The sequence below is a fragment of the Bacillus sp. OTU2372 genome (genome assembly GCF_038440275.1).
Lineage (GTDB): Bacteria > Bacillota > Bacilli > Bacillales > Cytobacillaceae > Neobacillus > Neobacillus bataviensis_B.
This window is the reverse complement of record NZ_JASATK010000028.1, coordinates 19328-38863: the sequence shown is the minus strand read 5'-3', so window position 1 is coordinate 38863 and position 19536 is coordinate 19328. Positions and strand designations below refer to the sequence as shown.

General features: G+C 38.0%; 20 protein-coding genes, 2 tRNA genes and 2 other annotated features. Of the genes, 13 read left to right on the top strand and 9 right to left on the bottom strand.

Translation table 11 applies throughout. The features are described 5' to 3' along the window. Positions 1-29 precede the first annotated feature (29 nt). Positions 30-920, top strand: coding sequence for a 4Fe-4S dicluster domain-containing protein (locus tag AAHB15_RS26025; RefSeq protein WP_342043633.1), 891 nt, complete (start codon positions 30-32; stop codon positions 918-920). A gap of 131 nt (positions 921-1051) precedes the next feature. Here the strand turns inward: AAHB15_RS26025 and AAHB15_RS26020 are convergent. The 3 genes from AAHB15_RS26020 to AAHB15_RS26010 form a co-directional block, all read right to left on the bottom strand. Beyond that, positions 1052-1143: transfer RNA gene (locus tag AAHB15_RS26020), tRNA-Ser, on the bottom strand. 3 nt (positions 1144-1146) lie between these two features. Then, positions 1147-1220: transfer RNA gene (locus tag AAHB15_RS26015), tRNA-Gly, on the bottom strand. 103 nt (positions 1221-1323) lie between these two features. Beyond that, complete coding sequence (locus AAHB15_RS26010; RefSeq protein ID WP_335573978.1) at positions 1324-2601, bottom strand: MFS transporter; 1278 nt, start codon at positions 2599-2601, stop codon at positions 1324-1326. 256 nt (positions 2602-2857) lie between these two features. Next, positions 2858-3104 (top strand) — a binding site (T-box leader). A 35-nt stretch (positions 3105-3139) separates the two neighbouring features. Then, positions 3140-3389 (top strand) — a binding site (T-box leader). A 61-nt stretch (positions 3390-3450) separates the two neighbouring features. On the opposite strand from AAHB15_RS26010, the gene trpE reads away from it, so the two are divergent. The 11 genes from trpE to AAHB15_RS25955 all read left to right on the top strand — a co-directional run bounded on the left by trpE (position 3451) and on the right by AAHB15_RS25955 (position 13570). Beyond that, positions 3451-4839, top strand: a complete 1389-nt coding sequence (gene trpE / locus AAHB15_RS26005; RefSeq protein WP_342043632.1) for an anthranilate synthase component I — start codon at positions 3451-3453, stop codon at positions 4837-4839. Then, complete coding sequence (locus AAHB15_RS26000; protein WP_342043631.1) at positions 4836-5447, top strand: anthranilate synthase component II; 612 nt, start codon at positions 4836-4838, stop codon at positions 5445-5447. The genes trpE and AAHB15_RS26000 overlap by 4 nt, the downstream gene beginning before the upstream one ends. Next, entirely contained in the window at positions 5419-6444 is a 1026-nt protein-coding gene (gene trpD / locus AAHB15_RS25995; RefSeq protein WP_144562871.1) for an anthranilate phosphoribosyltransferase, read from the top strand. Before AAHB15_RS26000 ends, trpD begins: the two co-directional genes overlap by 29 nt. Then, on the top strand, positions 6445-7236 hold the full coding sequence (gene trpC, locus AAHB15_RS25990; protein ID WP_335573981.1) for an indole-3-glycerol phosphate synthase TrpC: 792 nt from the start codon (positions 6445-6447) through the stop codon (positions 7234-7236). Between the two features lie 2 nt (positions 7237-7238). Further along, complete coding sequence (locus tag AAHB15_RS25985) at positions 7239-7886, top strand: phosphoribosylanthranilate isomerase (RefSeq protein ID WP_342043639.1); 648 nt, start codon at positions 7239-7241, stop codon at positions 7884-7886. Continuing rightward, the gene (trpB, locus tag AAHB15_RS25980) at positions 7861-9060 is read left to right on the top strand and encodes a tryptophan synthase subunit beta (RefSeq protein WP_335573982.1); all 1200 of its coding nucleotides are present in this window, start codon (positions 7861-7863) and stop codon (positions 9058-9060) included. Before AAHB15_RS25985 ends, trpB begins: the two co-directional genes overlap by 26 nt. A 1-nt stretch (position 9061) precedes the next feature. Beyond that, positions 9062-9844 (top strand): tryptophan synthase subunit alpha, encoded by a 783-nt coding sequence (trpA, locus tag AAHB15_RS25975; RefSeq protein ID WP_335573983.1) that lies wholly within the window; start codon positions 9062-9064, stop codon positions 9842-9844. Positions 9845-10070: 226 nt separating this feature from the next. Beyond that, positions 10071-11147 carry a tRNA 2-selenouridine(34) synthase MnmH gene (gene mnmH / locus AAHB15_RS25970; protein WP_335573984.1) on the top strand — a complete coding sequence of 359 codons (1077 nt, stop codon included), beginning with the start codon at positions 10071-10073 and terminating at the stop codon, positions 11145-11147. A gap of 189 nt (positions 11148-11336) precedes the next feature. Further along, positions 11337-11465 (top strand): hypothetical protein, encoded by a 129-nt coding sequence (locus AAHB15_RS25965; RefSeq protein ID WP_255286612.1) that lies wholly within the window; start codon positions 11337-11339, stop codon positions 11463-11465. Positions 11466-11492: 27 nt separating this feature from the next. Continuing rightward, positions 11493-12173: a response regulator transcription factor gene (locus tag AAHB15_RS25960; protein WP_335573985.1), complete on the top strand. Its 681-nt coding sequence runs from the start codon at positions 11493-11495 to the stop codon at positions 12171-12173. Continuing rightward, positions 12170-13570: a HAMP domain-containing sensor histidine kinase gene (locus AAHB15_RS25955; protein ID WP_335573986.1), complete on the top strand. Its 1401-nt coding sequence runs from the start codon at positions 12170-12172 to the stop codon at positions 13568-13570. The genes AAHB15_RS25960 and AAHB15_RS25955 overlap by 4 nt, the downstream gene beginning before the upstream one ends. Positions 13571-13624: 54 nt before the next feature. Here the strand turns inward: AAHB15_RS25955 and sda are convergent, their stop codons facing one another. Next, a complete protein-coding gene (sda, locus tag AAHB15_RS25950; RefSeq protein ID WP_396897334.1) occupies positions 13625-13744 on the bottom strand; it encodes a sporulation histidine kinase inhibitor Sda in 120 nt (39 codons plus the stop codon). Positions 13745-14032: 288 nt separating this feature from the next. On the opposite strand from sda, the gene AAHB15_RS25945 reads away from it, so the two are divergent. Beyond that, positions 14033-14236: a DUF6501 family protein gene (locus AAHB15_RS25945; protein ID WP_342043638.1), complete on the top strand. Its 204-nt coding sequence runs from the start codon at positions 14033-14035 to the stop codon at positions 14234-14236. A gap of 94 nt (positions 14237-14330) precedes the next feature. Here the strand turns inward: AAHB15_RS25945 and AAHB15_RS25940 are convergent, their stop codons facing one another. The 5 genes from AAHB15_RS25940 to pflB form a co-directional block, all read right to left on the bottom strand. After that, a complete protein-coding gene (locus tag AAHB15_RS25940; protein ID WP_335573987.1) occupies positions 14331-14918 on the bottom strand; it encodes a YhcN/YlaJ family sporulation lipoprotein in 588 nt (195 codons plus the stop codon). Between the two features lie 155 nt (positions 14919-15073). Beyond that, a complete protein-coding gene (gene yidC, locus AAHB15_RS25935; protein WP_335573988.1) occupies positions 15074-15871 on the bottom strand; it encodes a membrane protein insertase YidC in 798 nt (265 codons plus the stop codon). A 34-nt stretch (positions 15872-15905) separates the two neighbouring features. After that, complete coding sequence (locus AAHB15_RS25930; RefSeq protein WP_342043630.1) at positions 15906-16196, bottom strand: hypothetical protein; 291 nt, start codon at positions 16194-16196, stop codon at positions 15906-15908. Between the two features lie 168 nt (positions 16197-16364). Next, a complete protein-coding gene (gene pflA / locus AAHB15_RS25925) occupies positions 16365-17114 on the bottom strand; it encodes a pyruvate formate-lyase-activating protein (RefSeq protein WP_335573990.1) in 750 nt (249 codons plus the stop codon). 62 nt (positions 17115-17176) lie between these two features. Then, entirely contained in the window at positions 17177-19402 is a 2226-nt protein-coding gene (gene pflB / locus AAHB15_RS25920) for a formate C-acetyltransferase (protein WP_335573991.1), read from the bottom strand. Positions 19403-19536: the final 134 nt, after the last annotated feature.

The window sequence follows — 19536 nt, the reverse complement described above, 5'->3', positions numbered from 1 at the left end:
ATTAACAAAAACTTGAGGCGGGTGATAATATGTCGCTGCTTGTTAATTGGCTTGAAAGCATGCATGTATATGCCAAAGTAACTAATAATTGTTCCAGGAAGAAACATCTCCGTTCTACTTGTAGGACTTGTGCTGATGCTTGTCGCTATGGAGCCCTTATCATTACTTCGACATCCATAGAAATCGATCTTGAGAAATGTAATTCATGCGGTGATTGTATAATTGCCTGTCCGCTTTCTGCAATCGAAGGTGTTTTAGAAACAAGGAAATTTGATAAGGGTAGTCTTGTCTATAAAGAGTCTTATATTCCAACTGTAAAGGAATTACTCATTTACAAACAAAGAGGGTTAACCGCTATTAAGTCAGGTTCACCCCCTCTTAATCAAAATTGGATAAATGTTCTTTTTCAAGCCAACAAAATCTTACAGTTATTTGAAGAAAGTCCAATCAGGATACTAGAAAACCGAAAAGAGAAGGGAATGTCGAGGAGAGCATTTTTAACTTCCTTACAAAAAGAGGGTAAACAATGTGCAAAAACCATAGCACCAGCAGTTTGGAAATTGGAAGCAAAGGAATGGAATCTATCCCGCTATTATCCTGACTATCAATTCTATGAAGTGGATTTAGATCTTGCCCAATGTACATTTTGTCAACTCTGTTTTTCCTTCTGTTCTAAAAAAGTATTTTCCTTAGAGGAAGGTTTTTTGCGGGTAGCCAGTGAAAAGTGCGTAAACTGTTTCGATTGTACGGATATATGCACGGAAGATGCCTTACATATTAAGCCGAAAATAACCAAGAATCAAAATCAACATCACCCGTTTATGACTAAAGAATGTGAAACTTGCGGGAAGCCCTTCTCAACATTCATCAGGAAAAAGCCAGCTGCCCGATTTGCCACGATCGGAATCCTGAATGGTTAAACCCTTAAGACCAACGAAAAAAGGAGGTTCTTTCTCCTTAGAGGTACATGCCATTAAGAGGCCTCTTTTTTTACAGTTAGAAAAAATAAAAAAACACTCGATAAGAAGTGTTTGAACTTTGAACTATAGTATGGAGGAGAAGAAGAGATTCGAACTCACGCAACGGTTACCCGTCCTAACGCATTTCGAGTGCGCCCCCTTATAACCACTTGGGTACTTCTCCAAATGGAGCGGGTGAGGGGAATCGAACCCCCGCCGTCAGCTTGGGAAGCTGAAATTCTACCATTAAACCACACCCGCATTGTTCAATAAGAACACTTATATTATAGCATAATTAGAGCATTTCTTGTCCAAGAATTTGCTTTGAAAAACAAAAAGTGCTGAGGAATTCCTCAGCACTTCGCTAAGCTTCTGCTTTTGGTTTTATCGCGAACATAGTAATGAATGCGGCTATAACACTAAGGCTGCTTAGAACAATAAAAATCCAATGGCTTGCATATTTCATTAGGACTGCAATCAAAGGAGGGCCTGCAGCAACTCCAATAAACCTCATCGAACTGTAAATGGAGGAAATGGTCCCGCGTTCCTTTTTCTCGATGCCTTCCGTGATCAATGCATCTAAACATGGAAGACTTAATCCAATCCCTACCCCAGTTATCAAAAACATAGTTAGCATATACCAAAGTTTAATCGAAAACCAAAGTGCAGCAATTGAAATTGCAGCAAGGATAATACTAATCAAGGTCATCCATTTCATTAATACTTTATTTTTCTTAATGATCTTTCCGCTGATAAAAGATGCTAAACATAGTGCACCAAGTGGTAATGATAAAAAGAACCCTTTTTTTAGATCTTTAATCCCATATTCTTTCTCAAAGGTTTCTGAAAGGTAAAACAAGATTCCAAACAAGACGAGCATAAGAATCCCGCCAATAAAAAAGATGGCATAAAGCCAACGTCCTTTTTCAGTAAAGGTCTTTTTCACATTTATAAAAAATTGTTTAAATGGGATTGGTTTTTCTTCACTTTTTGGACATTTGACAAGAAAAATCATGAGAATAACGGAAATAGCGCAAAATATTGGGAATGAAAAAAATGGTAAAAACCAGATAAATCCGGCAAGAAAGGATCCTAATATCGGACTTAAAACCTTTCCAAACGTATTAGATGTTTCGATTAGTCCTAAACAGCTACTAACATCATCCTCACTTTTAAACATATCACCAACTAAGGGAAGTACAATAGGCATTGCCCCTGCAGCTCCTACTCCTTGAAGGGCACGTCCGACTAAAATGAGCCAATAGGCATCTGTTAACTTCCAGGCAGCCCAACCAGAAATAAGTCCGCCAATCCCCGCAATAATCAGACTAGGGATAATCACTTTTTTTCTGCCGATATGGTCGGAAATGTAGCCGGCAACTGGAATTAGAAAGATCGCCACAATAGAATAAACTGTTATAATCATGCTGGTTTGAAAGGAGGTGATTGATAATTCTTTTTCCATAGAAGGTAATACAGGAATCAACATTGAATTTCCTAAAGTCATCACTAAAGGAATGGAGGACAGCGAGACAATTGCCCATTTTTGTTTAGCAATTTCACTTTGTTTTTTTTGTCCAGCCGCCGAGTGTTTTTTCTTTGCTGCCTTTTGGTTTTGGCTTAATCGTTCAATATGTTCCATGAATCTTCTATCCCGCCTTCATTTTATGCTCTAACATACCACGCCGAAGAGACATGTTTGCTTTCTAATGTTAATATTGGCTAATACATTTAAAAAAACACAAGTTTAAGGTATCCTTTAATTGGAAGTGGATAATTTAAACAGTGAAATAGGAATGAAAAATCCCAAAGGAGAATATTTAATTTTGAATTTTTGAAAAATAATCTCTTGACATTATTAGTGAAGTTGGATAGGATAATAATCAATAAAGTAAATCATTTAGGTGTTGACGAAGAGTAGTAACTTCCACGGATACTTAAGAGAGCTGATGGTTGGTGCAAATCAGTGTAGACGTTTAAGCGAATGGACTTCCGAGCCTCCAAACCGAACCCTTATAGGCAGTAGGCTTTGGCGAAGATCTCATCGTTACAAGAGACAGATATTCAAGCTTCTTTGCTTCGATATCGGTTGAGTGAGCTAATTTTAGCTAATGAAGGTGGCACCACGGGTCTTCCGTCCTTTTTGGATGGAGGGCCCTTTTGTATTTTTAAATAAAATAATTAACTCGTTGAGCAAGAGTAGTACACAAAATTAATTCTTTCCAGAGAGTCGGGGGAGGTGTGAGCCCGATATGAATGAATTTGTGGAATGGACTTGTGAGAGGTGTCTTGAACTTTAGTAGGGACGCCCGGTTTCCCCCGTTAAAAGGATAGGATATCGGACAGAATATGTTCTGTATCTGAATGAGGGAGCAGAACTTGATCTGTTTCAAAGAGAGGTGGCACCACGGTCTTAGAATCGTCCTCTATATGCGCAATCTATTTGCGCGTATAGAGGACGATTTTTTTATTTTCGAAAAGGGGTTGTGACATGAAGACAATAAAACGATGTATAATACAGGAAATCAAAGGAGATACATTAACTCCCATCTCGATCTTACAAAAGATAAGCGGAACTAAGAAATTCTTATTGGAAAGCTCTCATAAATACAATGACTCGGGGAGGTACTCTTTTATTGGTGCAGATCCTGCCTTTGAACTCATTTCCAGAGGCGAAATAAATGAAATTATTTATCGCGATGGTGCAAAGCGTATATTGAATGGAAACCCTTTAGAAGTTATGAAGAGGCTATTACCTGACGGGATATTTGACGAATGTGATTTTCCTTTTATAGGAGGCGCAGTGGGGTATGTTGGCTACGACATCATTAGAGAGTTTGAAGTAATTGGTGAGGAATATCCAAATGGCTTAGAAATGCCTGATGTGCATCTTATGTTTTTTGAAGAAGTGATTGTTTTTGATCATCTGCAAGAAAAAGTAAAAATTTGCGGTCTTCCATTATCAGAAAGTAGTAGTACAGCGATAATCGAAAAACGAATAATGCAAAGGATAGAAGAATTAAAAAAGCCAAATTATTATTACGAAGAGGAACCTTATACTTTTAGCGGTTTTGAATCGGATACAACAAAAGAAGCGTTTCTTAAAAATGTTGAAACCGCAAAAGAGCATATCCTTGCAGGCGATATTTTTCAAGTAGTCCTCTCAAGACGTATGAAATCATCGTTTCAAGGTACACCCTTATCACTTTATCGGAAGCATCGAAGCACCAATCCAACACCGTATATGTTTTATATCGACTTTGATGAATATAGCGTCATTGGTTCGTCGCCAGAAAGCTTAATTAAAACACGCGGCAATACCGTAATCTCAAACCCGATTGCCGGTACAAAGCGAAGAGGAACAACTGCTGAAGAGGATGAACGGATTGGGCAGGAATTAGTTAACGATGAAAAAGAGCTAGCCGAACATCGAATGCTTGTGGACCTTGGAAGAAACGATTTAGGCAAAGTTTGTGAATTTGGAACGGTTCAAATTGAGAAGTATATGTCGGTAGAAAAATTCCGCCATGTTATCCACCTAGTATCGGAGGTCAGCGGAAAGCTTCATTCGGAAAAAACGGCATTAGATGCCTTGGCTGCCTGTCTGCCAGCAGGGACGGTTTCTGGTGCCCCAAAAGTTAGGGCAATGGAAATTATAAATACGTTAGAAAAATCAAAGCGCGGTCTTTATTCCGGGGCAGTTGGCTATGTGTCTGTAAACGGAAATATGGATTTTGCCTTGGCGATTCGTACCATGATCATTAAAGACGGTGAAGCAATTATCCAAGCAGGTGCAGGTATTGTTCACGATTCAAATCCAGAGTCTGAATATGAGGAAACACTAAACAAGTTGAGATCCTTTTTGGAGGGTGAAAAATGATTTTATTAATTGATAATTTTGATTCGTTTACCTTTAATCTTTATCAATACCTAGGGGAGCTGGGTGAGGAGGTTGTTGTTTATCGGAATAATCAGCTGAGTATGGAACAAATTCGAGATTTGAACCCGAAAGCGATTATTTTATCACCAGGGCCTGGCCGGCCTGAGGATGCAGGTATTTGTATCGAGTTAATCCAAACTTTCCATAAGACCATTCCTTTACTAGGTATATGTCTTGGCCATCAAGCAATTGGAGCAGCCTTTGGAAGTGAAGTGAGGAGGGCACATTACATTAAGCATGGGAAAACTTCCTTCATCACTCATCAAGGCAATGAAGTATTTGCAAACTTAAGTACTCCATTAGAGGTAATGCGTTATCATTCGTTGACGTTAGAAGAAAGTAATCTCTCAGAGGAGCTGGAGTGCATTGCTCAATCTAATGATGATCATGAAATTATGGCAATAAAACATAAGAAATATCCGGTTTACGGGCTGCAATTTCATCCGGAATCAATTGGAACTCCGGATGGAAAACAAATGTTAAAAAACTTTTTAATTGAAATAGAAGGGATGAGGGAAAATGAAAAACTATCTACTCCAATTAGCTGAGCAGCGATCCTTTTCTGAAGAGCAAATGCAAGAAGCAGTTGATTTTATCTTAGGAGAGGAAGTTTCTGAATCTGAAATTGCCGCCTTTCTAATGGGGTTAAAGTCTAAGGGTGAAACAGTTGACGAAATCGCTGGAATTGTTCGGGCTATGAAGGGCAATACCCTAAGCTTTAACCAGAAATTTCCGAATGTTCTGGATAACTGTGGGACTGGCGGAGACGGTTCATCAAGCTTTAATGTTAGTACAACTTCAGCCTTTGTTATTGCTGGTGCTGGAATTCCAGTCGCTAAGCACGGCAATAGAAGCATCTCAAGTAAAACAGGAAGTGCAGATGTCCTTGAGTATCTGGGAGTTAATCTAAATTTACCCTCTGAAAGGACGGAAGAAATACTTCATGAAATCGGGATCGCCTTTTTATTCGCTCCACATGTTCATCCAAAATTAAAGAAAGTAATGACAGTACGCAAAGAATTGAAAATTCCCACGGTCTTTAATTATATTGGCCCATTAACAAATCCGATTGAACTCGATTATCAATTGTTAGGCGTTAATCGCAGGGATTTATTAAATGTCTTTGCAGAAGTACTCAAAAAGCTGGGACGTAAAAGGGCGGTTGTCATAAATGGTGCTGGTTTTATGGATGAAGCTTCTCTTCAGGGAGAAAATCATTATACCCTTTTGGAGGATGGAAAAATTACTAGTCATATATTTACACCTGAAGACGTTAATCTCCCGCAATACGATAACAGCCAGATAAAGGGCGGGGATTCAAAAGAAAATGGGGAAATCTTATTAAAAGTACTAAAAGGGGAGAAAGGTGCCCCTCGTGATACAGTATTATTAAATGCCGGAATCGGTATTTATACAGCTGGAAAAGCTAGTTCCATTATTGAAGGTATTGATGTAGCCAAGGAAATAATCGATTCAGGTGCGGCATATGCAAAACTGACAACTCTTATTGAAAAATCTAAATTAGGCCAGAAAGAGGCGATTTAAGTGGAAACCATTCTTGACCGGATCATTGAACAGAAGAAAAAGGAGGTCCAGATGCTTCAAGAAAGGACAGAAATCATTCAGGAAACAGCTTATCCAAAAAGATCCTTTTTAGAAAAACTGCAAACAGCAGAGGAACTTTCAATCATTGCCGAATATAAACGAGCATCCCCATCAAAGGGATTAATCAATAATGGAGTGGAACCGGAAGTACAGGCCGCAATTTATGAGAAATCAGGAGCGTCTGCCATTTCTGTATTAACGGATTCCACCTTTTTTAAAGGTTCATTTGCCGACTTAAAGGCAGTTCGTGAAGCAGTTAACCTGCCTATATTATGTAAGGATTTTATTATTAGCCCATTACAGATTGATGTTGCAGCTGCCAATGGGGCTAACATCATATTGCTAATTGTTGCAGCGTTAGAAGAAAGCAGTTTGGCTGAGCTCTTTCATTACGCTAAATCAAAAGGCTTGGAAGTGCTGGTAGAGGTCCATAACAAAAATGAATTAGAAAAAGCACTTAAAACAGGAGCAAAGTTAATTGGTGTCAATAACCGTGATTTAAAGACATTTAAAGTTTCATTAGAAGTAACCGAACAATTAGCCTCGATTGTAAAAAGATCAGGAGCTTATTTAATAAGTGAAAGTGGAATCCATACTGAGCAGGATGCTGATAGAGTTCGAAACGCGGGTGCAAATGGAATTTTAGTAGGCGAGGCCTTAATGGTCAGCCAGGATATTGAGAAATCCTTCTCTAATCTCCGTCTTCCACTTCAAGAGGGTGTTAATAAATGAACATTAAGGTAAAAATCTGTGGACTCATGGATAGCCAGACCGCACTTAAAGCTGTTGATTATGGCGCAGATGCCATCGGTCTAGTATTTGCAGAAAGTAAGAGGAAGGTAACACCAGCTAAAGCACAAGAAATCGTTTCTTGCTTACCAGCAAATGTTATGAAAATTGGTGTTTTTGTTAATGAAACGAAGGAAGAGATTGAAAGGATTGCGTCTCTAGTTGGTTTATCCCATATTCAACTTCATGGTGAGGAGTCTGCTGTCTTTTCTCAATCGCTTCCACTAGCCGTTGTAAAAGCGATCAGCTTTGAGGATAACGAAGCCTTAGAGGGGATTGTTCAATTCCCAGCCGATTATATTTTGCTCGATGGACCAAAAGGAAAGTATCGGGGCGGAAATGGAACATCGTTTGATTGGAGGCAAGTTAACACTTTATGTTTGAAAGAAAAAAAAGTCATTCTTGCCGGGGGATTACATCTTGAAAATGTCACTGAGGCCGTACAGATCATTAACCCTTATATGGTCGATGTGAGCTCTGGGGTTGAAACAAATGGAGTAAAAGATCTTGTGAAAATAAAAGCATTTATTGAAAAGGTGAAAACTATACCAATTGGAGGAAAACAAAATGAGCACCTATACATTGCCGAATGAAAAAGGCCATTTCGGAATATTTGGAGGAAGATTTGTACCGGAGACACTGATGAAGGCGGTAATTGAATTAAATGAAGCATATGAAGAGGCAAAAAAGGATCCTGCTTTTCATGCTGAGATTGCTAGATTAGCTAGTGAGTATGTTGGTAGAGAGACACCATTATATTTTGCGGAAAACTTGTCCAAACATGCGGGCGGTGCAAATATTTACCTGAAAAGAGAAGATTTGAACCATACGGGTGCCCATAAAATAAATAACGCTATTGGTCAAGCATTGCTTGCTGTCCGTATGGGGAAAAGAAGAATCGTTGCTGAAACAGGAGCAGGTCAGCATGGTGTCGCGACAGCAACGGTATGTGCATTATTAAATCTCGATTGTATCATTTTTATGGGTGAGGAAGATATAAAACGACAGGCGTTAAATGTCTTCCGGATGGAATTACTCGGTGCCAAGGTTGTGGGCGTCTCATCAGGCAGTGCCACTCTTAAGGATGCTGTCAATGAAGCATTAAGGTATTGGGTGACTAATGTGGATGATACACACTATTTACTGGGTTCAGCTATGGGGCCGCATCCATTTCCAATGATGGTGAGAGATTTTCAAAGTGTCATCGGCAAGGAGACGAGAGAACAATTTCTTACACGCGAAGGCCGCCTGCCTGAAGCTGTTGTTGCTTGTATCGGAGGCGGTAGTAATGCAATCGGAATGTTTTATCCATTTATTGAGGATAAGGAAGTTCGTTTATATGGGGTCGAAGCTGCAGGGCAGGGTGTGGAAACTGAGTTCCATGCTGCGTCCTTAACAAAAGGGAAACCAGGGGTTCTCCATGGTTCATTAATGTATCTATTGCAAAATGAAGATGGTCAAATTCAAGAGGCCCATTCCATTTCGGCAGGACTTGATTATCCTGGAGTAGGTCCTGAACACAGCTACTTAAAAGATAGCGGCCGGGCTAATTATGTTTCCATTACCGATCAAGAGGCACTTGATGCTTTCCAACTTTTATCAAAACTTGAAGGAATTATTCCTGCGCTAGAGAGTTCTCATGCGGTTGCCTATGCTATCAAGCTTGCAGCTGAAATGAAAGACAATGAAAATATCGTCGTTTGTTTATCCGGTCGTGGAGATAAGGATGTAGATGCAGTAAAAGCAAGACTTGAGGGGAGGAACTAACATGAATCGAATTGAAAAAACATTTGCGGCATTAAGAGAAAATCAAAAGAAAGCCTTTGTTCCCTACATAATGGCAGGTGATGGAGGTTTAGAAACGCTGGTTGACAGACTTGCTTTACTTGAAAAGTTCGGGGCTACTGCGGTCGAAGTTGGGGTTCCTTTTTCTGATCCTGTAGCAGATGGGCCAACGATCCAACGGGCTGGCCTAAGGGCTCTTGCTAATGGCACCACCTTAAGAGGGATTATTCAAGAAATTGAAAAGGCTAGAAAGGTAGTATCAATCCCAATTATACTTATGACTTATTTAAATCCAATTTATTCTTACGGGATAGCTGAGTTTGTCCGTGACATTCGGAATGCCGGGGTGGATGGCTGCATCATTCCTGACCTGCCAATTGAAGAGGAAAAGATTATTGTGCCGGAACTTGAAGCAGCCGAAGTGGAATTAATCCGGTTAGTGACCCTGACAACACCACTCGAAAGAATTAAAACAATTTCAAGTAAGGGAAAAGGTTTTCTATATACGGTAACTGTTAAAGGAATCACCGGGGTAAGAAATGAGTATGATGCCGAACTAACCAACTTTTTAAAGTCTGTTAAAGAAGTGAGTAAGATCCCTGTTATGGCAGGGTTCGGTATTTCAAGTAAAGAGCAAATTCAAGAAATATCCCAATATAGTGATGGCGTTATAGTAGGCAGTAAAATAGTAGACCTATTTGAACAAAATCTTCTTAGTGAAATGGAAGATTTAATGTCTGTTAGTAAACTGAAATCAAACGTATGATAAACGAAAGGGTCTACTCTGTTTTCAGAATGGACCCTTTTATCATTCAACTGATTGTGAAGTGTTAAATCTTGACATGATTTTTCAATTTCTTGATAGCAGGGGTAAACTTCTTTATAATAGATATATAATCATAATAAGAAAAAACTTTTTTATGATGCATTTGTTATTTTGAAACTTCCAGTAGTGGAAGTTTTTGTTCGTTTTTTAAAGGGGCGTAATATAGATGAAGGAAATAACTGTTGAAGAATTATTAACCCTAAAGGATTCAGTCATCATTGATATACGTTCACCGATTGAGTTTGCAGATGGGGCAATTCCTGGCGCCATCAACATACCATTATTCACGGATGAAGAACGTCAAGTTATTGGTACGATTTATAAGCATGAAGGGCAAGCGGCGGCCAAGTGGCAGGCGATGGAATTTGTTTCTCCAAAGATTCCTGTCCTTTTAAATACAATTAAATCATACCAAACGGATGGGGAGTTAGTAATCCATTGCTGGCGTGGAGGTATGCGTAGTAAAGCTGTTGTAACCTTCTTAGAGTTTGCTGGCATTTATGCATGGCGCTTGGTAGGAGGGTATAAAGCTTATCGTCATCATATCCTTGAACAAATACCGACAATGATACCGGAAAAAACCGTTGTGCTCCATGGGATGACAGGAGTAGGAAAAACAGAGGTTCTAAAAATTCTAAAGAAAAAGGGTTATCCTGTACTTGATTTGGAAGAAATGGCTGGTCATCGCGGCTCCATATTTGGCACAATTGGTCTTGGAGAAGGTCATAATCAAAAGACATTTGATTCACTGTTATTCAAGGGACTTAACGAAATCTACGGGAGCAATTATTTTCTTGTTGAGGCAGAAAGTAAGCGAATCGGTAAAGCTGTTCAACCTGAAAAATTAATGGATGTTAAATTTAAAGGCTTAAATTTTTATATTCATTCACCGCTTGAACAAAGGGTAAAGCTTCTTGTTTCTGAATATGTACTGCCTTATGAACAGGAACCTTGGTATGACGAAAAAATATCGTTAGGAATCGATAAGGTTTTAAAACGGGTGAAGGATACCGAGATCAGGAAAAGATTAATTGAAACACTCCAAGAAAAAAATTATCGAGACATGATTTTAATTTTACTTGAACACTATTATGATCCGCGTTACGATCATGCAAGACAAGATTATTTGGGGGAGTTTATAGATATATTTGCTGAAAATCCTATTGATGCAGCCGAGCAGATTGCTATAAAACTTAAAGAGTTATCTATACCTCCCTTTCTAGAAACAAATAGCCGCGTATAAGTAACAAAAATAATGAAGCACACGCCAATACAGACGTGTGCTTCTATTTTTCTAAGGGAATTCTAATCTTCTTCTCATTGCAGTTTTCGGAATAACAGGTAAGATGATAACAATCCTCTAAATAACTTATCCTCAATCATAATCAAATCTTAAGGTACTGAAAAACAGTTCAAAAAGGAGGAATACAATATGTTCTGGTTTCGATTAATTATTGTTGGCTTCTTTTCGTTTACTGCACTTTCTCTTGTGTCGTACCAATCAATTGAAATTATTCATGCAGTCTTCGATTTTATTCGAGATAAACATCAGTTAAAATAAAAGAAAACGTAATGTGAGTGTGGGAGTATGTCCAAATTACTAATTATTGAAGATGAAAAGAGCTTAGCCAGATTTATTGAGCTAGAAATGCAGCATGAGGGCTATGAAACAACTGTTGCCACTGACGGGCGCATTGGCTTACAATTAGCTATTACAGAAAGTTGGGATGCCATTTTACTTGATTTACTGCTCCCTGAATTAAATGGGATGGAGGTATGCCGAAGAATTAGGCAAACTAATAAAACGATTCCCATTATTATGATAACAGCCAGGGATAGTGTACTTGATCGGGTTTCTGGACTTGATAGCGGGGCAGATGACTATATTGTAAAACCATTTGCGATTGAAGAGTTATTAGCAAGATTAAGGTCATTATTTAGAAGGGTTGAAGCCCTGCAATCTAATGAGGTCACGACCCTTGTATTTAAGGATCTGATTGTTGAGCTAGAATCCTGCGTGGTCAAAAAGGGAGAAACGGTGATTAGTCTTACAAAAAGGGAGTACGATTTATTAATTACCTTCATGAGCAATTTAAATATCGTATTAACAAGAGAAGTACTCCTTAATAAGGTTTGGGGCTATAGTACAGGCGTTGAAACAAATGTGGTGGATGTATATGTTCGTTATTTAAGAAACAAAATAGATGACTCAAATGATGAAGGCCGTTATATTCACACGGTTCGTGGTATAGGATATGTTATGCGATGATAAAGAAAATCAGCAGTCATTTTAATCGTCTCCGCTGGCAGACTAAACTGGTGTTAAGCTGCTCAACAGCTATTTTTTTGACTTTCTTTTTATTTAGTTTCTTAGAATATCATATCGTTTCAAAATGGATGTTGAATCGTGAAGAAATTGCCATCAATCGAACAATGAGTGATATCACAACATTTTACAATGCAAAATCAAACAAGCCTAATCGAGGAGAGATTAAAAACAGCCAAACATTTTTAAGGAAAATGAATGATAAAGACCAATTAATTAGAGTGTATGACAAAGATGGCCATGTTCTTGTTTCGGATAAAAATGGTGACTTCCCAGTTTTAGAGGCTGCTCCTACAAGAAAAAAGGTCACCCAAAGGGTTTCAATCGAAGGAGATGAAGCATTTGTTTCAAGAGCCCCGTTAAAGGGGGATGACTTTACAGGGACCGTAGAAATTGTCCGTCAATTAAATAACTACAGAAGAATGATGGGGTACCTCTTTTGGGTTATGACCATATTTGGGGTTGCTGCAATTATCTTTAGTGCGATCAGCGGTTATTTACTTGCAAAGCAGCTTTTAAAACCTGTAAGGGACTTGGCTAAAGCAATGAAGCAGATTAAGGAAACCGGCTTTCAAGAAAGGATGAATGGCTATAAACAAAAAGACGAATTAACAGCCCTGACCAATGTTTTTAATGAAATGATGGATGAAATCGAGAAATCATTCCTGCTTCAAAAGCAATTTGTCGAAGATGCCTCTCATGAACTCAGAACGCCTGTTTCGATATTGGAGGGACATCTTTCCTTATTGAACAGATGGGGTAAAAAGGATTCTGCTATTCTAGATGAATCTCTTGAAGCTTCACTCCAAGAAGTAACAAGATTAAAAAAATTAATCAATGACTTGTTACATATTACAAGAGCAGAGCATCCTAGATTAATAAATGAGGAAAAAACCGATATTTCAGAAACGCTTCATCAATTGGTGAAAAATTTGGAAATCGTCCATCCGGATTACAATCTTTTTTTAGAAGTGGGTCAGAGATTACCAAAAATCCCGATTTCAAGACAACATATGGAGCAGATCATGATCATCTTATTAGATAATGCCATTCAATACTCAAGCAATAATAAGGAAATTTGGATTACGGCAAAGCTAGAAGGTGAGGAAATGATCATTTCTGTAGTTGACAGTGGAATTGGCATAAGGAGCGAAGATTTAGCGAAAGTATTTAATCGCTTTTATCGGGTGGATCAAGCTCGAAGCCGAGAAAATGGAGGAACGGGACTTGGACTGTCAATTGCCCAGCGTTTAATCAAAAAGTATAATGGAACTATCTCAATTGAGAGTCAGGAAGGAGTCGGAACAACAGTAAAAATGGCTTTGCCATGCTCAATATAAAATTAAAAACCGCTGAAAAAGTTCAGCGGTTTTATTATAATCAGTTTCAACAGCTTAGTTTTTTAGGGCTTTTAGTCCCCTGCGCTTTATTTCATCTTTTAAAAGTTTAATCCATTCCTTTTCACCAGACTTTAATGCATCCCGATACGAAACAATCAACTGCTCGTTACTCATAATTTTCAATTTTAGAATGCCCTCCTCCTGAAAATGGATTGTATATTCAGTTTTTACTATTGTAATAGTTTAGCCATAGTTTGAGAACACTTATTTACTGATTGTAAAAAAAGGTTCACAAATTATGGCTATGGTTTTTAAATATTGAAGAAGCAGCTGGAAAAAGGTGAAGGAAGTCGTTACTCATTAAAATTGTGTTATTTTCTGCAAATAATGATATGGTTGCACAGCACCACTGCAATTGATTATACTAGAACTTGGACAAAGACTGAAAGGACGGTGGCAGCATTGATTCATTTAGCATGGAAAAATCGCGAAACCAATAAAAAAGTAAAATGCGTGCATACAGATGCTAAGAAATATCTCGTTCATAATGCATTAACAACAGGGAAAATTTATGATGTAAAAAACGAAACAGAAGAGTTTTATTACATTATTGATAATACTGGAAAAGTAGGCGGGTTTTACAAGGAATATTTTCAAGATGCATAACATGAAGACTGTGAGGTAAAAGCCTCCGGTCTTTTTTTAATTCAAAACAAAATAGCTGCCTGAACCGGAACCAGGCAGCTGCATCTTATAATCATTAACGTGCATCAGGGAAAACTCTGCGAATGGTATCGGCAAACTCATCGATGAAATCGGAAGAGGTTTGCCCATTTCTAATATTTCTTGTATATCTCGCCATTCGTTTATAGAATTGCGGATTTTTCGATATATGAACATTGTCGATATTGCCATCAACCGATTTTATTGCCTTTGTAATTTTACCTCTTAGGGATGAGGTCAACTGATTGCCGTTAGAAGTACTTAATTGAACAGCTACATAAGCATTATTATCAGTAACAATGACATTTGCATGGTCAATCTCAGATAAATCGGCAACCTGATCTGCTGCTCGATTCGCAACAATGATTTTTGATGTGCTGTAATGAAATTGAGTGTTCGTCGAGCGTCTGTTGTTTTGATTTTGTTGCCGGTCTATTTCCGGGTCACTGGTATCAACGCTCGTGATGGCTGGACCACCATGATTTGGTGTATTATAATTTTCTCTTGTTGGTTCTGTTTTATTTAGCTTCTGATTTGAAACATCATCGTCTACATTATTCTTTGAGCAGCCAGAAATATACAAACAAATGATGAGAGATACAAGAACAAACAATGGTTTTTTCATTATATGTATGCACTCCTTCTACGAGTTACCCTACAGATAGTTTTCCTATTTTAGAACAAATTATCCTATTCGGTTAACTTTAAAAGCCTTCCAGAAAGAGATCCCTTTTATGAACAAAAAAAGAAGCATTGGTTCAATGCTTCTTTTTTGTTCATTTATTTTTGGTGGGCAGGAGTTTCAATTGGCTTTTTGGCTTGGTAAAGCTTTCGGCTTACCAAGGTTTGTAGTGTTAAGAATAACCCGCCGACAACCCAATAAAGAGGGAGAGCTGCTGGTGCGTTAAAAGAAAACATCACAATCATTAACGGTGACATCAAGCCCATCATTTTCATTTGTTGCTGCTGGGCAGTAGGCATATTAGATTGGGAGACCTTGAATTGGAAATAATAAACAAGGCCAGCGATAATCGTAATGATAATATCTGAATGCCCTAGATTAAACCATAAAAATTGATGGGTGGCAATTTCCTGTGAACCGCGAATAGCATAATAGAAAGCTGTTAAGATCGGCATCTGAATAAGGATTGGCAAACAGCCCATATTCAATGGATTAACACCATGCTTTGAATACAGTGCCATCATTTCAGCTTGAAGTTCCTGTTTCTTTTTTGGATCTTTTTCGGTTTTCATTTTCTTTTGAATGGAATCCATCTCCGGTTTTAAAGCATCCATTTTTTCTTTCATGGCCATCTGATTTTTGTATTGCTTAAGCATTAATGGCATTAATACAAGTCTGATAATCAGTGTGACAACGATAATCGCTAAACCATAGTTACCACCAAAAAATTCAGCAGTTGAATGGATAATAGTCGAGAAAGGATGGACAAAATAGGTTTGAAAAAACCCTGTTTTATTAGTAGTTGTTGTATGTGCTTGTGATGAGCAAGCAGATAAAAGTAAAGTTGACAAAATAAAAATAGCCGCCAGTATAAGTGAAGATCGATTCTTTTTCATATTTCCTCCTAAAATGTCTTAGAATATTATGTGTTTAAATAATGAGGGAGGAAATTGGTTCTTCAGAATCATCCTGTGAACATTCTTTTCTACGAATATATTTAACAATTCTTTTCAGAATAAAACTTCCATTTATAGTATTTTGATTCCTGTAGAAAACATGCGGGTAATTAATTTTTGTGTTTGCAGATTCTGAAAGAGAACCTAAAAAGGTATATTCTACACTCCAAGCCCACAAAAACTTTATTGTGATTCCAAGAAAAATACTCACATAAAGGGCGTTTAGAGCATTTATATCTGAAAGGTCAATCAGCAATTGAAACAAAAATTATCACCTCACTTAAATACCAATGATATGAGTATATAGGAGAAATCGAAAAGAATCAATTTTATCACAGACTAAATCCCATAATATGAAGACATTGCTAATAGTTTAAAAGTAAGGTTTTCTAAAATCCCAGTATAGCTAAGAAAAAACACTGATCCTTATGAATCAGTGTTGTAATAATGTTTTCCAGTGTGCTGTCAACGTCTGATAGGCAAATTCAACTATCTCTTCAGTTGGTGGCTCTACATGTTTTAAAGGATATTCGTGTCCAAGGGCTTCCCATTTGTAAACTCCGAGTTTGTGGTAGGGAAGAATTTCAATCTTATGAACATTTTCAAGTGTTCCTATAAACTCTCCAAGTTTCTCCAAGTCCTCCGGATCATCTGTGACGGTTGGGACAAGAACATGGCGCACCCAAATTGGCACCTTCCGTTCGGATAAAAAACTAGCAAACTCAAGGATGTGATCATTAGCCATACCTGTCAGTTGAATATGTTTTTTTCGATTGATATGTTTTAAATCAAGTAAAACTAGATCTGTATATTGTAACAGTTCTTCTAATTGTTCTATAAAAAGCTTCGCGTGAGAAAAACAGCCTCCTGAAGAATCAATGGTAGTATGAATTCCTTTCTTTTTACACTCTTTAAATAATTCGGTTAGAAAGGGTATTTGTAATAAGGGTTCCCCGCCGCTAACTGTGATTCCGCCGCCTGATGCTTGAATGAAAGGGAGATAACTAGTCAGATCATCCATGATTTCGGAAACAGACATTTGTTTTCCAGAACCGATTTCCCAAGTATCTGCATTATGGCAAAACTGGCAGCGCAATAAGCATCCTTGTGTAAAAATAACATAACGAATTCCTGGTCCGTCTACTGTCCCTAAAGTTTCTATTGAATGTATATTTCCAATCATGATGATCCCCCTTATTTTTTAACAGGAGCCCCCTAAGATTAGGGAACTCCAATTTATTCTAACTACAATGATTCGTGGAATGTACGGTTAATAACATCGAGCTGTTGTTCTTTGGTTAATTTAATAAAGTTTACAGCATATCCAGATACACGAATTGTTAATTGTGGATATAACTCAGGATGCTCCATTGCATCAATCAATGTTTCTCTATTAAAGACGTTAACGTTTAGGTGATGGCCCTGTTTAATGGAATAGCCATCTAAGATAGATACAAGGTTGGTAATCCGGCTCTCTTCTTCTTTACCTAATGCTTTTGGTACGATGGAGAAGGTGTTGGAAATTCCATCCATTGCATATGCATATGGAATCTTAGCAACTGATGATAATGATGCTAATGTTCCTTTTGTATCTCGTCCGTGCATTGGGTTTGCACCAGGTGCAAATGGTTCACCAGCACGACGGCCATCAGGCGTGTTACCAGTTTTCTTTCCGTATACTACGTTTGAAGTGATGGTTAAAACTGATAGTGTATGAAGTGAATCACGGTAGGTTACATGCTTACGTAATTTTTTCATAAAGGTTTCAACAACCTCAACAGCTATGCTGTCAACACGATCGTCATTGTTACCATATTTAGGGAAGTCACCAGTTGTTTCAAAGTCAACAGCTATGCCGTTCTCATCACGAATAACCTTTACTTCACCGTATTTAATGGCACTTAACGAGTCAGCAACAACACTTAGTCCAGCAATACCAGTTGCCATAGTTCTTAGGATTTTTGTATCATGTAAGGCCATTTCAATTCTTTCGTAGCTATATTTATCATGCATATAGTGAATAACATTTAATGTATTAATGTAAAGACCAGCAAGCCATTCCATCATTTGGTCGAAGCGCTGCATCACTTCTTTGTAATCTAGAACATCTGATGTAATTGGACGATATTGTGGTCCTACTTGAATTTTTAACTTTTCATCAACACCGCCGTTAATTGAGTAGAGAAGAGCTTTTGCAAGGTTAGCACGAGCCCCAAAGAACTGCATTTGCTTACCAATTTCCATGGCTGATACACAGCAGGCAATTCCGTAGTCATCGCCGTATTCAGGGCGCATAATGTCATCATTTTCATATTGGATTGAGCTAGTTTTAATAGACATATTAGCACAATATCTCTTGAAGTTTTCAGGCAGCTGAGCTGACCATAAAACCGTTAAGTTTGGTTCAGGGGCAGGTCCTAAATTATCTAGTGAATGTAGGAAACGGAAAGAGTTTTTCGTTACTAGTGAGCGTCCATCTTGAGCTATTCCGCCGATAGATTCTGTTACCCATGTTGGATCACCACTAAATAATTCGTTATAATCAGGTGTACGGGCAAATTTTACTAAACGTAGCTTCATAATGAAGTGATCCACGATTTCTTGTGCATCTGATTCAGTTAATGTGCCATTTTCTAAATCTCTTTCAATATAAATATCTAAGAATGTTGATGTACGGCCAAGGCTCATGGCAGCGCCGTTTTGTTCTTTAATAGCAGCCAAATAGCCAAGGTATAACCATTGGAATGCTTCTTGTGCATTCTGTGCAGGACGTGATAAGTCAAATCCATAACTCGAGCCAAGTTCTTTTAATTCATTTAAGGCACGAATTTGCTCTGCGATCTCTTCACGAAGACGCATATTTTCTTCTGACATGACGCTGCTTGTATTTTTTTTGTCTAATTGTTTTTGTTGAATAAGGAAATCAACACCGTATAATGCTACACGGCGATAATCGCCAATAATACGACCGCGTCCGTAAGCATCTGGAAGACCAGTAATAATAGCAGCTTTACGAGCAAGCACCATTTCATCTGTGTAAGCATCAAAAACACCCTGGTTATGTGTTTTTCGGAAATCAGAAAAGATTTTTTCAATTTCCGGATTTAATTCATAACCGTATGAAGCACATGCTTGCTTTGCCATACGAATGCCGCCAAATGGCTGTAGTGAACGATTAAAGGGCTTATCTGTTTGAACGCCAACAACTTTTTCTAGATCTTCATCTAAGTATCCAGGACCATGTGAAGTAATCGTAGATACTGTTTCTGTATCCATATCAAGGACGCCGCCATTTTCACGCTCTTGTTTTGTTAAAAGCATTACTTGTTCCCAAAGCTTGTTTGTTGCATCAGTTGCACCAGCTAAAAAGGAATCATCGCCCTCATATGGTTTGTAGTTTCTTAATATAAAATCACGTACGTTTACTTCTTTTGACCATGTTCCTTTATTAAAACCTTGCCATTGCTCCATTATTTTTCACCTCTTAAATTAGTAGAAGAATATATAACAGAAAGTTATTTATTTCATGCCCCTAGTATAACAGGTGAAAAGATGTAAAAAAGCACTAATTGTTAAGGAATTGTGAACCCTTTAAATTTAAGGGT